The following is a 12,934-nucleotide window of genomic DNA, read 5'->3' as shown; positions in this document are numbered from 1 at the left end:
GCTTACCCCACTAACCCGAGTGTAATCAGTTTCGGCGTTGCTACTGTTGGTAAATGCAAAATCTTATCAAGACGTTGATTCATTTGTTGGCTATTCTGATCTGGTAGTTCAGCCAGCAATTGCATCACTTCTTGAATTGATTTTCTGTATTCAGCCTGCTGACCACGATGTAACGCATCTGACGCAAGTAACATCCGTAATTGCGCCTCTTTCAAAGTAAGATTACGATGCACTAAGTCAGGTGGATTGCGCTGCACTTTTTCCAAATTAAACCAATGCCGCCATATTGAAGATTCGCCTTTTGTAGCTTTCAACTGAGGATTTTGTATTTCTTTTTGAATCCGCTGATCCAATTCTTGCAATAAACCTTCAAGTTGTTGTTGTTGCTGTGTTTGAGTCAAAACGAATTGTTGAATTGACTGCTTATCTTGTTCAATCGCTTTGAGCAAACTGTGTTGTAGTGCAGGCGCCAGACTCGATTGAAGCACTTGCTGTTGAACTTGAGTCAAATGCTCCAAAGCATAAATAAATTGTTGTTGATCTAGCGCGAACTGAACCAGTTGCAGTTGTTGTTGGATCAAAATCACGGGTGCTACACCAGTAATGACCATTGGAGACATATTTAAACCAGAAGGTGTTTCTGGGCTACTACTTTGTAACTGACGCTGTAATGCGACTAACTGATCATTCAATAAAGCATAACGTTGTTCAGTTTGCGAAAGTTGCTGTTGCAGTTGAGGAATCGTCTGAGCATTTTGAGCCATATCATAACTGAGCTTAACCAACCACACTAAGCCAAGTAATAATATTAAATAGACAATTTTTCTCATACCGCCCCTCGCCAATCGCTCATGCGTTGAATAATCTCCGATGCAGATAAATTTTCAAGCTGAATAATGTTAATTGTATTGCCTAAACTATGTTGCGCTTGATTTAAAATAGCAGTTAAACGCTCACCTAACACCAAATACACCCATTTCTGCTTACAAGGATTTTGTGCACAAAGTTGAAGCCAATTTTTCCAGCTCGCCTCACTACTTATCAGCACCGCGACTGGTTGATCAAGTTCCATTTTTTCTAATAAACGAGGGAATTCAAACACACTTTGTTGAGGGCATTGCCGATGGTAAAGCACAAAGTTCGCAATTTTGACGCCTTGCTGTTGTAATTGCTGCATCATAAACTGACGCCCACCTAATCCTCGCCAAAAAGCAATTTTCTGCAAATCGTTCTGTTGCTTTAAAAGAGGAAGATCCAACATGCCTTCTGAGCTTTCCACCTCAGGTACATCACTTTGAATACCAAACTGGGCCAACGCTTTAGCTGTTGCCTGACCTACCGCAATCCAGCGAATATGTGCGAGCTGATGCAAGTTCAACCCAGACTTGATCAAATACTTCATTCCGATATCAACCGCTGTTGGGCTGACAACAACAATCACCTGTACCTGATCTAATTGCTGATATAGTTGCTGCAACTCCTCAGAAAGAGGCACAGCAATTAGCTCTAATAAGGGTAAGTGTTCTACTTGATAACCCGCATCCTGCATCGCTTGAGTCAAGCGATCTGCACGATCTTGCGGGCGAGTATTAATAAATCGCATTAATATAGGGCTTTCAATAATTCACCTGCACCTTGATCCAATAAATCTTGTGCAAGTTGCTCACCCAACTGTTCAGCTTGATCCGTTGAACCAATCAATTGTTTTTTAAGTAACGTCTTTCCATCAACGCTCCCAACACGGCCTTCAATCCGTAATTGATGATTGACTATAGTGGCATAACCTGCGATTGGCACTTGGCACCCCCCTTCCAAATAAGCATTTAGGGCACGTTCCGCACGCACACAAATCGAGGTTTCTTCATGTTGTAAGGGCTGAATCAATGCCAAAAGCTTTTCATCATCTGCACGACATTCCAAACCTAATGCCCCTTGCCCCACCGCAGGCAAGCTAAGGACAGGAGCCAAACAATGACGAATCCGATCAGCCAAACCTAAACGCTTTAAACCTGCGCTGGCGAGGATAATCGCATCATATAAACCATCATCCAACTTTGATAACCGCGTTCCCACATTGCCACGTAAATCAACAATTTCTAAATCTGGACGTTGCTGCAAAATCTGGCATTTTCGACGTAAACTTGAAGTTCCAACTTTTGCACCCTGCGGCAAATCCTCAAATCGCGCATACTGATTCGACACAAAGGCATCTAAAGGATCTTCACGCTCACAAATAACGGCTAAAGTTAAACCATCAGGTAAATGCATCGGCACATCTTTCATAGAATGCACAGCCAGATCAGCACGACCATCTAATAACGCGGCTTCCAGTTCTTTCACAAATAAGCCTTTACCACCAATTTTGGCTAATGGCGTATCGAGGATTTTGTCACCTTGCGTGACAAACTTAACCAACTCAACAGTTAAATCTGGATAAAGTGCGTTTAAACGAGAACGAATATGCTCCGCTTGCCAAAGTGCAAGAGGACTTTGTCGAGTCGCAATTTTTAGAGTTTTCATAAATCTACGTCAAGCATTGATTAAAGCAATTGCTCCCAACTTAACTTGATCATCTAAAATTGCAAGTAAAAAATCACAAACAATCTTTCAGCTCAGGTAAAACAACCTCTATAGCTGGTGCATACATTCTCTTAAACTCGGTAGATGTCGACGACTCACCGACAAACGCTCATCCAACTCACGTAGACGGACTTGATATTGCCCCGCAGCCACCAACTCTAAACCTTCTAAATAATCTAGAGAGACTAACGCATTACGATGAATACGAATAAAACGATCTGAAAACTCATTTTCCAGATCTTTTAATGTTTCATCAACCAACACACTGCCATTCTTGTGGCGAACGGTCACATATTTCTGATCCGCTAGAAAATAATATACATTCTCTAATGGAATTAACTCGACGCCGCGATACGTTTTAGCAGCAATTTGGTGACGCTGGGTTTTGGAATCGTCCATATCTTCTAATTGTAAACCCGTCATTTGTGCTTGGGTTAGTTGAGTTAAATGTTGAAATACTTGTTGTAAATCTTCTTGTGCGACAGGTTTTAGTAAATAGCCCTGTGCTTGAAATTTAAATGCTTCCAATGCATGCTGATCGTAAGCCGTGCAGAAAATAACAGCAGGTCGTGGATCTAAATGGCGCAATTGTTCTGCACACTCTAAACCATTCATGCCTGGCATTTGAATATCTAACAAAACCACATCAGGTGAAGTTTGTTCTATCTGGCTTAACACATCTTGTCCATGATGCGCGGTTGCCACGACATCGTGTCCCATTTGAGTTACCAAACGTGATAAGCGCTCTACTGCAAGTGGTTCATCATCAGCAATGAGGACTTTCATCCATTTCTCCTTGTCACTGTTAACTTCATCCATATTTTTTATGGTTAACTCGACTTATTATTTTACTCGGTAGTGGTAATTCACCACAGCGGTATATAACGATGTGCCGCCATACACTTGAAATTTTACAGTTTGACCGTAATACGCTTTCAAACGTTGTTCAACATTTTCGATCGCAATACCATTTCCTTTCCGCGGTTTTATTGTATCGCGAGAATAAGGGTTAGTAATGACTATACTGACTTGATTTTGCAATATTTCAACCAATACCGTAATGGTTGACTGCTGCAATACCCTTTCTACCCCATGAAAAATACTATTCTCCAGCAGGGGTTGCAATGTTAATAAGGGAATCGTAACGCGTTTTAGCTCAATCGGTGTGGCTTGAATATTCCATTCGACTTTTAAACGCTCACCCAAACGTATTTTTTCAATGCTGAGATATTGCTGACATAAATCTATTTCTTCGGCCAAACTGACCAATTTAAGCTCTTGGAAACTTGCTCGAAACAACCGCGACAAACTGATCAGCATATTTTCAGCCTTGTCAGGATCAATACTAATTAGACTCACCACGCTATTTAAACTATTAAATAAAAAATGGGGGTGAATACGTGCTTGCATCGCCTGAATTCGAGCATTCAATTCACTATATTGCTGATTCAACCATTGTTCGCGCATATATAAATAACGTAAACAAAATGCACCAAGCAAGACACCATAACTCAAATGCAATCCCACACCATGGAATAAGATCTGTTCATTAAAGCCACCTGAGCGTACTGTCCAATACTGAATCACATTTACTGCACAGGTGGTTGAAAAAACAATCAGCTGCAACAGAATAAAACCCAAAGTTAAAGCGGTTTTCTGACTAAATTTAGAAAAAAAAGCTTGGAAGTAATCCACCAATGCAGCAAAAGACAAAATCACCCAATTAATAAAAAACATATATTGCAAGACACGAATACCCTGCAATGCCTGCCACGACTGCGCTTCGGCCAAAGCCAACACCATCGCCAGAACATTACTTGCAACAATTAATTCTAATAAGTATTGCCATTGCCCAATTTTCGTAAAAAAATAGGAGCCTGATGGATTCAATGAACGTGATTGCGATAACTTCTTCGCACGAGTTTCGGCAACTGCGTTTGGATTTGCTATACTCTTTTTTATTTTACTGAGCCGCCATGACCACATCTTCTCAATCCTCATCTTCAGCAAGCCCTCATCAAACCTCTGGCATGTGGGGCGGTCGCTTCTCAGAAGCAACAGATGCTTTTGTTGCAGAATTTACCGCATCTGTGCAATTTGACCAACGTTTTTATAAGCAAGATATTGCAGGTTCAATCGCACATGCAACCATGCTTGCTAAAGTGGGTGTTCTCACTGAAGCTGAACGTGATGACATTATTCAAGGTTTAACCACAATTCAAGCAGAAATTGAAGCAGGCGAGTTTGAATGGCGTATTGATTTAGAAGATGTGCATATGAATATTGAGTCTCGCTTGACTCAACGTATCGGCATTACAGGAAAAAAACTACATACTGGCCGCAGCCGTAATGACCAAGTTGCAACTGATATTCGCCTATATTTGCGTGATGAAATTGATGATATTTTGACAATTTTACAGCGTCTACAACAAGGTATTTTGCAACTTGCAAGCAAGAATACCAACACGATCATGCCTGGTTTTACCCATCTTCAGACGGCTCAACCCGTGACTTTTGGTCATCATTTGCTGGCTTGGTTTGAAATGCTAATCCGCGACACAGAGCGTCTACAAGACTGCCGCAAGCGTGTTAATCGTATGCCGCTGGGGTCAGCAGCTTTAGCAGGAACAACTTACCCAATTGATCGTGCGTATACAGCAGAGTTACTTGGATTCGAGTCTGTTTCAGAAAACTCATTAGATGCCGTTTCGGATCGTGATTTTGCGATTGAATTTAATGCCGCTGCCTCTTTGATCATGATGCATTTATCTCGCATGTCAGAAGAACTGATTTTATGGACTTCAGCACAATTTAAATTCGTCAACATTCCTGATCGCTTCTGTACAGGCTCATCGATCATGCCACAGAAGAAAAACCCAGATGTTCCTGAACTGATCCGTGGTAAATCAGGTCGTGTGTTTGGCGATCTTATTAGCCTATTGACGCTGATGAAAGGTCAACCTTTGGCATATAACAAAGACAACCAAGAAGACAAAGAACCTTTGTTTGATGCGATTGATACAGTTCGCGGTTCATTGATGGCATTTGCAGATATGATTCCTGCACTTGTTCCAAATATTGAGATGATGCGTGAAGCTGCACTCCGTGGTTTCTCAACAGCGACAGACCTTGCTGATTACTTAGTTAAAAAAGGTGTTGCTTTCCGTGACGCACATGAAATTGTAGGTAAAGCAGTCGCTTTAGGTGTTGCGGAAGAAAAAGACTTATCGGAATTGACCTTAGAGCAACTTCAACAATTCTCGGATTTAATTGGTGCTGATGTATTCGATCAAGCATTGACCTTAGAAGCCTCTGTCAATGCACGTGATCATATTGGTGGTACCTCACCAAGACAGGTTGAAGCAGCAATTACTCGTGCCCACACTCGCTTAGAACAGCTTTACGCATAAGGACATCATAATGACTCGACAAGTATTTTGCCGTAAATATCAAAAAGAGCTTGAAGGTCTAGATTTCGCACCATTTCCTGGTGCGAAAGGGCAAGAGTTCTTTGAAAATGTTTCCAAACAAGCTTGGCAAGAATGGTTACAGCACCAAACTACATTGATTAATGAAAAGCGCTTAAATGTGTTTGAACCTGAAGCTAAAAAGTTTCTTGAAGAACAACGTGAGAAATTCTTTAACAATGACGAAAGCGTAGAAAAAGCTGAAGGCTGGAAGCCTGAGCAAGGATAAGCAGAGCAGCGCTCTGCCCTTGCGCAAGGCGAGAAGCTATGCTTCGAGTTAAACAGGAAAGCAACGATTAATAATCGTTGCCTGTGTCGCAAGACGGAGAGCTATGCTCGGAGTGCAAGGATAAGCAAACTTAAAACATCGTTTTAAGGCTCTGCCCTTGCGCAAGGCGAGAAGCTATGCTTCGAGTTAAACAGGAAAGCAACGCTTTAATTTTCTGCAAGACAAGGACGAAGTCCGCGTAGGCTGTAATCGAAAAGAATCTAACTTCGCAAGACGGAGAGCTATGCTCGGAGTGCAAGGATAAGCAAACTTAAAACATCGTTTTAAGGCTCTGCCCTTGCGCAAGGCGAGAAGCTATGCTTCGAGTTAAACAGGAAAGCAACGCTTTAGTTTTCTGTAAGACACGAAGAAGACACCTGTAAGCAACTGAAAAAGAGAGCAAATTCGCTCTCTTTTTTACGTGATATTTACATTAGCAATAAAGTCTTACAGAGCATACACACTTGTCTACATGACACAACTCCGGATCACCCTTATAGTTAATACAGAAGGACAAAGAGACCCTTAGAGATCTCACCGAAGTATGATATTTCTCTCCCAGACTTTCCCCCGAAGTCTGGGATTTTTTTATGTATCATTTAGCTCACTAAGAAATATTCCCAGATTACGAATCCAATCGCAAAGCCAAGAAAAGCATAGAGCGTAATAATTAAAAAAACAAAACTTGCGGAGTTATTCTTTTTTAAAAAGCGCATCGCGGTCACACCTTCAAATGAGATTAATCCCATTTTGAATGACCCATCCGTTAAAATATAGACACAGAATTTTTCAAAAAACTATAACAGAAATGCCTCTACGATCAGGTAGAGGCATCCCTACAAAACTGGTAAACAATAGAGTTCAGGCAGATCAAATAAAATTATTTTTGATTAACTTTTTGTTCTATTTCTTCGATACTGGTATGACGAACATCGGTCCCTTTTGCCATATAAATCACTTGTTCAGAAATATTACGTGCATGATCACCAATACGCTCCAAAGAGCGTAATACCCACATTACATTCATCACACGTGAAATATGACGTGGATCTTCAATCATATAAGTCATCAATGTCCGTGTTGCTGACTGATATTCACGATCAATATCAACATCTGCCATCACAACTTTCAAAGCTTGATCTACATCCAAACGTGCAAAAGCATCCAAGGCATCATGGATCATGACACGTACTTGGTTTCCAATATGACGTGTTTCCATATAACCACGTGGAGACTCACCCTCTTCACATAGGTTTTGAGCAATACGTGCGATTTTTGCAGCCTCATCCCCAATACGCTCCAAGTCAGTATTGGCCTTACTCATTGCGATGACCATACGCAAATCAATCGCAGCTGGGTGACGACGTGCCAAAATCAAGGTTAGACCTTCATCAATATCACGCTCAAGCTGATTGACAGTATTGTCTTTAAACTGAACGTCAATCGCGAGATTGGCATCTGTATCTAATAAAGAATGGATGGCATTGGCTACCTGTTGCTCTACCAAGCCCCCCATGCTCATAAATTTGGTATGTACATCTTGTAAGTCTTCATTAAATTGTGAAGAAATATGATGACTTAACACAGGATTACTTGGACTCACAGAATGCCTCCATTAGACACATGGAAAATGATGCATGATTAAAACATAACAATGATGAAGTTTTTATGACAGTCTATCTATCTATCTATTAGATTTCATCTTCTATCTCTATAACCTTATAATCATGCCGTGATAACAACTTATATCCAAGAACTTTTTATGCATATTTTTATTTTTTTTATTATGAGCAGTCTTTTATTATTAGGCTGCCAAAAACCAATACCACACCAAAATGAAGATGAACTGACTTCCCAACAAGCTGCAAAAAAAATAACTTCTCAAGAAGAGTGTCAAAAAATAGATCAAATCATGCAGAAAATTGACCATCACAGCGCTATTGAGGCGTTAAACCAAATTAACGTTCAACTCAAACAATGTATTGCCACTGTAGAAAATGCTCAACAATTAAAGTGGTTAGAAAGCTCAACAGAAATGTATCAACGTTTTTTAGAAGGGCATCAACAAACTAAAGAGTATTACACACGTTATTACCCTCATTTTGAGAAATATACAATCAGCTTATTAGATAATGAAAATGTATGGGAACAGTTAGATAGAAACGAACCTGTTCAAGGGGATATTACATTATTTAGAGGACTTGCCCCACGTGATCAATATTTATTTAACCATCAACAACAAGCGTATATCCATCTACAGGCATTAAGTGAAGGTGTATTTGAATTTCACCGTAAACCACAATATGTAATTGATATTTTTGCTTCTACTTTACCCAAAGATCAACAAGATTTTATTCAACGCATGGCAAAAGACAATCGTGATCCCACTTTTGGAGATGCATCATTAACAATCTCTTGGCAGGAATTAGTTGAAAGAGCGTTATTTTGGGAACGATATGTCCAAAAATATCCTAAAGGATATTTCACCCCTGATGCCAAAAAACTATTTGAAGATTATAGTAATTTTATTTTCTTTGGCCTGGATAATACACCTGTATCCGAAAATTACACCACAGATTCGTGGATTGATGAAGATGCACTTCAGCAAATTAAATTTCTCGCAAAAAACCACAATACTCAGCTAAACAAAAAAGCCCAAAAGTTCCTCAGCTTTATAAAGACCCCCACAGAACAACGTCAAGAAAAATTCAAACTTCAACCCATTGAATTATTTGATGAATATGGCCATAAAAAGCATCCACAACAAATTGCACATGAACAATTACGTTTGGCACTAAATATTAAACCTCGAGATTGGAATACTTCACGCGATTGTTATACAGATGCAATTTGTTTTAGACATAAGTGGAATTAATCCTGCATTTTTTTTTAAATCTGATAATCTAATACATAGCTTGACGGAGCGCAGTTAATCAACTGCTGAGATCATAATAATCACATGATTTAAATATGAGTACCGTTGAACCTGATCAGGTTAACACCTGCGTAGGAATCAAGCCCAGCAAAAACCTAGCTCCGTTTTATCCACGTTTTGAAGGATAAATCCGCCATTGTTTTTGGTCGTGCTTGATTCGTTAATGCCATAACATAAGGATCATGCCATGAACCAATTAACGAATCTTTCTCCAGCTGATATCTCTGCTCAACATGAGCAAGATGCTAAAGATTTAACTCGTATTTTACCTGCATCCAAAAAAGTTTATGTCCAAGGTTCTCGCCCAGACATTCAAGTTCCATTTCGTGAAATCAGCTTAACAGAAACACCCACTGGCTTAGGCGGTGAATACAATCCCCCAATCATGGTATATGACACATCTGGGGTCTATACTGATCCAAATGTACAAATTGATTTAAACAAAGGTTTACCTTCGATTCGCCAAAAATGGATTGAAGAACGTAACGATACTGATGTTTTAACGGGTCTGAGCTCTGAGTTTGGTCAAGCACGTTTAAAAGATATTCGTACTGCTGAAATTCGTTTCGCTCACATCCAAAATCCACGTCGTGCACAAGCAGGTAAAAATGTCACGCAAATGCATTATGCCAAACAAGGCATTATTACGCCTGAAATGGAATATATTGCAATTCGTGAAAACCAACGCCAACGTGAAGATGTTGATATGCGTCAACATCCAGGCCAAAACTTTGGGGCACAAAATTTAAGAGAAATTACCCCTGAATTTGTACGCCAAGAAGTTGCAGCAGGACGCGCCATTATTCCGGCCAACATTAACCATCCCGAATGTGAACCCATGATTATTGGTCGCAATTTTTTAGTAAAAATTAATGCCAATATTGGGAACTCTGCACTCGGTTCATCGATTGATGAAGAAGTTGCAAAAATGACATGGGCAACTCGTTGGGGTGCCGACACCATTATGGACTTATCAACAGGCAAAAATATCCATGAAACGCGTGAGTGGATTATCCGCAACTCCCCTGTTCCAATTGGTACTGTTCCAATTTATCAAGCCTTAGAAAAGGTCGATGGCGTTGCCGAAGATTTGACGTGGGAAATCTTTAAGGACACTTTGATTGAACAAGCCGAGCAAGGCGTCGATTATTTCACTATCCATGCAGGTGTATTACTTCGTTATGTTCCAATGACGGCCAATCGCTTAACAGGAATCGTCTCTCGTGGCGGCTCAATTATGGCGCAATGGTGTTTGGCTCACCATGAAGAAAACTTCTTATACACGCATTTCGATGAAATTTGCGAAATCATGAAAGCTTATGATGTCTCATTCAGCTTAGGTGATGGACTACGACCTGGATGTGTTCAAGATGCCAATGACGAAGCACAATTTAGTGAACTGAAAACCTTAGGAGAGCTCACCCACCGCGCTTGGGAACATGACGTACAAGTGATGATCGAAGGGCCAGGGCATGTGCCAATGCACATGGTCAAAGAAAATATGGATCTACAACTTGAAGTCTGCAAAGAAGCACCATTTTATACACTTGGACCGCTGACCACAGATATTGCCCCAGGTTATGACCACATCACCTCTGCAATTGGTGCAGCAATGATTGGCTGGTATGGCACAGCGATGTTGTGCTATGTGACACCGAAAGAGCACTTGGGCTTACCGAATAAAAAAGATGTTAAAGATGGAATTATTACTTATAAAATTGCAGCACATGCAGCAGACTTAGCCAAAGGTCATCCAGGTGCGCAAGTCCGTGATAATGCCCTCTCTAAAGCACGTTTTGAATTCCGTTGGGATGATCAGTTCAATCTTAGCCTAGATCCTGATACCGCACGCAGTATGCATGATGAAACACTACCAAAAGAGGCACATAAATCAGCACACTTCTGCTCAATGTGTGGCCCTAAGTTCTGCTCGATGAAAATCACGCAAAATGTGCGAGATTATGCGCAAAATCAACGCAATGCCAAACAATCAAATGATGCCGACACAGAAGTTGAAGCAGGTCTCAATGCGATGAAAACCGCTTATCAGGAACATGGTCAAAAATTGTACCACAAAGTGTAAATCAACTAAAAAAAGATTTGCCTGCGAAACATTCTCGGTTAGGATGAGATATGTACAATCTCATCCTGATTGAAGATGAATATTCTTGACCACGCCAGCTATTCAGCCTCCGACGTTACGATAGAATCTCGAACGTTTTTATATCGAGGATTCATTCAAGTAGAGAAAGTGAGCCTCAAACATCGATTATTTCATCGATTAGAGTATTCACCTGTCATTCAACGAGAATTAATTCATCGACCTGAAGCTGCTGGCGTTTTACTATACAATGACGCACAACAACGCTTCGCTCTGATCGAGCAATTTCGAATTGGTGCGATCAACGATACGGTATCTGCATGGCAACTTGAAGTCATAGCAGGCGTTCTTGATGGCGATGAATCTCCGGAGTGCTGTATTCGTCGAGAAGCATTAGAAGAATCTGGATGTGACATCACAACATTAAAACATTTATTTAGCTTCTACCCGTCTGCAGGAGCTTGCTCTGAACTTTTTCATTTATATGTAGCAGAAGTTGAATTACCTAAGGATGGGGGTGTTTTTGGGGTAGCGGATGAAGGTGAGAACATTCAACTTCATTTATTTGATTACTCCCAATTAAACATACTATTAAATAACGGGCGGTTGAGAAATGCACCTGTAATCATGGCATTACAATGGCTTGCTCAACATATACAACAACGATAACAAGTCTGAGGGGCTAAATACGGTGACCTACCAAGTCTCAACCTCATCACAACAAGATTTTGTGATGATACAGATTACTGATACACATTTATTGGAGTATCCGCATTTAGAGTTCGTTGGTATGCAACCCGAACAAAGCTTTCATGCAGTAATTGACTTGATGCGTCAACAACATCCTCAAATCGATCTGATCGTGCATACAGGTGATTTGGCACAAACACCAACACCTGTAACATACAATCGCTATATCCAGCATATGCAAAGTTTGGAAATTCCTTTTTTCCACACACCAGGCAATCATGATGACGTCGCACATTTTCCTTTTCACGAAGTGGATCAAACACAACTTACCGTGATTGAACTTGGGAAATGGGTCATTATTTTATTAAATAGCGCACAACCCCAGCGTATTGATGGAAAAATAACCGAATCACAACTAAAGCAACTTCACACATTATTATTAAAACTACATGATCGTTATGTGATTCTTGCTTGTCATCATCATCCATTTGCTATGCAATCTGCATGGATCGATCAACATAAACTAAAAAATGCCTCTGATTTATTGGAAACCGTTAAACCCTTTTCCAATATCAAAGCCATCGTTTGTGGACATGTTCATCAAGATGCGATTCATCAGTGGCAAGGGATTGAATTTTTATCAACGCCATCAACATGCATTCAATTTAAACCAAGAAGTGAAAAATTTGCATTGGATGAAGAACATCCAGGTTATCGTTATATTTGCCTTAAAGCCAATGGTGAGTTGGAAACACAAGTATACCGCTTAAAAACCTCTGAACGCATGAGCAGCTCTGAGGTATTGGGTTATGATTAACGGTGGTTTGTTAAACTTTTGATTACAAATCACATCGATGATTTCTCACCAAATCTAGACATGAATGACTACCATC

At 40.3% G+C, this 12,934-nt stretch carries 13 protein-coding genes and 1 riboswitch; of the genes, 6 read left to right on the top strand and 7 right to left on the bottom strand.

Going from position 1 to position 12,934, the window contains the following annotated elements:
* Positions 1 to 2: 2 nt before the first annotated feature.
* The 5 genes from AAC851_RS10500 to AAC851_RS10480 form a co-directional block, all read right to left on the bottom strand.
* Complete coding sequence (locus tag AAC851_RS10500) at positions 3 to 830, bottom strand: hypothetical protein (RefSeq protein ID WP_005087940.1); 828 nt, start codon at positions 828 to 830, stop codon at positions 3 to 5.
* Positions 827 to 1,603 (bottom strand): uroporphyrinogen-III synthase, encoded by a 777-nt coding sequence (locus tag AAC851_RS10495; RefSeq protein WP_005087939.1) that lies wholly within the window; start codon positions 1,601 to 1,603, stop codon positions 827 to 829. Before AAC851_RS10495 ends, AAC851_RS10500 begins: the two co-directional genes overlap by 4 nt.
* Entirely contained in the window at positions 1,603 to 2,520 is a 918-nt protein-coding gene (hemC, locus tag AAC851_RS10490; RefSeq protein ID WP_005087936.1) for a hydroxymethylbilane synthase, read from the bottom strand. Before hemC ends, AAC851_RS10495 begins: the two co-directional genes overlap by 1 nt.
* A gap of 108 nt (positions 2,521 to 2,628) precedes the next feature.
* Positions 2,629 to 3,366, bottom strand: a complete 738-nt coding sequence (locus AAC851_RS10485) for a LytR/AlgR family response regulator transcription factor (RefSeq protein ID WP_005087934.1) — start codon at positions 3,364 to 3,366, stop codon at positions 2,629 to 2,631.
* A gap of 57 nt (positions 3,367 to 3,423) precedes the next feature.
* The gene (locus tag AAC851_RS10480; RefSeq protein WP_005087932.1) at positions 3,424 to 4,566 is read right to left on the bottom strand and encodes a sensor histidine kinase; all 1,143 of its coding nucleotides are present in this window, start codon (positions 4,564 to 4,566) and stop codon (positions 3,424 to 3,426) included.
* Here AAC851_RS10480 and argH point away from each other — a divergent pair.
* Both argH and AAC851_RS10470 read left to right on the top strand, forming a co-directional pair.
* Complete coding sequence (gene argH / locus AAC851_RS10475) at positions 4,557 to 5,990, top strand: argininosuccinate lyase (RefSeq protein ID WP_035374873.1); 1,434 nt, start codon at positions 4,557 to 4,559, stop codon at positions 5,988 to 5,990. The two genes, AAC851_RS10480 and argH, sit on opposite strands and share 10 nt — an antisense overlap.
* Positions 5,991 to 6,000: 10 nt before the next feature.
* On the top strand, positions 6,001 to 6,276 hold the full coding sequence (locus AAC851_RS10470; protein WP_160127345.1) for an oxidative damage protection protein: 276 nt from the start codon (positions 6,001 to 6,003) through the stop codon (positions 6,274 to 6,276).
* 638 nt (positions 6,277 to 6,914) lie between these two features.
* Here the strand turns inward: AAC851_RS10470 and AAC851_RS10465 are convergent.
* Positions 6,915 to 7,031, bottom strand: coding sequence for a hypothetical protein (locus tag AAC851_RS10465; protein WP_100222740.1), 117 nt, complete (start codon positions 7,029 to 7,031; stop codon positions 6,915 to 6,917).
* A gap of 164 nt (positions 7,032 to 7,195) precedes the next feature.
* Positions 7,196 to 7,918, bottom strand: a complete 723-nt coding sequence (gene phoU / locus AAC851_RS10460; RefSeq protein WP_004637615.1) for a phosphate signaling complex protein PhoU — start codon at positions 7,916 to 7,918, stop codon at positions 7,196 to 7,198.
* A gap of 159 nt (positions 7,919 to 8,077) precedes the next feature.
* Between phoU and AAC851_RS10455 the strand changes: the two genes are divergently transcribed.
* From AAC851_RS10455 to cpdA, 4 genes are all read left to right on the top strand, one after another.
* Positions 8,078 to 9,190 (top strand): hypothetical protein, encoded by a 1,113-nt coding sequence (locus AAC851_RS10455; protein ID WP_340600852.1) that lies wholly within the window; start codon positions 8,078 to 8,080, stop codon positions 9,188 to 9,190.
* Between the two features lie 34 nt (positions 9,191 to 9,224).
* Positions 9,225 to 9,345: riboswitch (TPP riboswitch) on the top strand.
* A 92-nt stretch (positions 9,346 to 9,437) separates the two neighbouring features.
* Positions 9,438 to 11,333 (top strand): phosphomethylpyrimidine synthase ThiC, encoded by a 1,896-nt coding sequence (gene thiC, locus AAC851_RS10450; RefSeq protein WP_340600851.1) that lies wholly within the window; start codon positions 9,438 to 9,440, stop codon positions 11,331 to 11,333.
* A 75-nt stretch (positions 11,334 to 11,408) separates the two neighbouring features.
* A complete protein-coding gene (locus tag AAC851_RS10445; RefSeq protein ID WP_004637613.1) occupies positions 11,409 to 12,020 on the top strand; it encodes an NUDIX domain-containing protein in 612 nt (203 codons plus the stop codon).
* A gap of 22 nt (positions 12,021 to 12,042) precedes the next feature.
* Complete coding sequence (gene cpdA, locus AAC851_RS10440) at positions 12,043 to 12,858, top strand: 3',5'-cyclic-AMP phosphodiesterase (protein ID WP_340600850.1); 816 nt, start codon at positions 12,043 to 12,045, stop codon at positions 12,856 to 12,858.
* The last annotated feature ends 76 nt before the right edge of the window (positions 12,859 to 12,934 follow it).

It is taken from the genome of Acinetobacter sp. HZNU-JH01, assembly GCF_037996845.1.
Lineage (GTDB): Bacteria > Pseudomonadota > Gammaproteobacteria > Pseudomonadales > Moraxellaceae > Acinetobacter > Acinetobacter haemolyticus.
This window is presented reverse-complemented; position numbering and strand designations above follow the sequence as displayed.

Coding starts and splice junctions, on each gene's coding strand:
- AAC851_RS10500 (WP_005087940.1), bottom strand. CDS start 830: ATGAGAAAAATTGTCTATTTAATATTATTACTTGGCTTAGTGTGGTTG.
- AAC851_RS10495 (WP_005087939.1), bottom strand. CDS start 1,603: ATGCGATTTATTAATACTCGCCCGCAAGATCGTGCAGATCGCTTGACT.
- hemC (WP_005087936.1), bottom strand. CDS start 2,520: ATGAAAACTCTAAAAATTGCGACTCGACAAAGTCCTCTTGCACTTTGG.
- AAC851_RS10485 (WP_005087934.1), bottom strand. CDS start 3,366: ATGAAAGTCCTCATTGCTGATGATGAACCACTTGCAGTAGAGCGCTTA.
- argH (WP_035374873.1), top strand. CDS start 4,557: ATGACCACATCTTCTCAATCCTCATCTTCAGCAAGCCCTCATCAAACC.
- AAC851_RS10480 (WP_005087932.1), bottom strand. CDS start 4,566: ATGTGGTCATGGCGGCTCAGTAAAATAAAAAAGAGTATAGCAAATCCA.
- AAC851_RS10470 (WP_160127345.1), top strand. CDS start 6,001: ATGACTCGACAAGTATTTTGCCGTAAATATCAAAAAGAGCTTGAAGGT.
- AAC851_RS10465 (WP_100222740.1), bottom strand. CDS start 7,031: ATGCGCTTTTTAAAAAAGAATAACTCCGCAAGTTTTGTTTTTTTAATT.
- AAC851_RS10455 (WP_340600852.1), top strand. CDS start 8,078: ATGCATATTTTTATTTTTTTTATTATGAGCAGTCTTTTATTATTAGGC.
- thiC (WP_340600851.1), top strand. CDS start 9,438: ATGAACCAATTAACGAATCTTTCTCCAGCTGATATCTCTGCTCAACAT.
- AAC851_RS10445 (WP_004637613.1), top strand. CDS start 11,409: ATGAATATTCTTGACCACGCCAGCTATTCAGCCTCCGACGTTACGATA.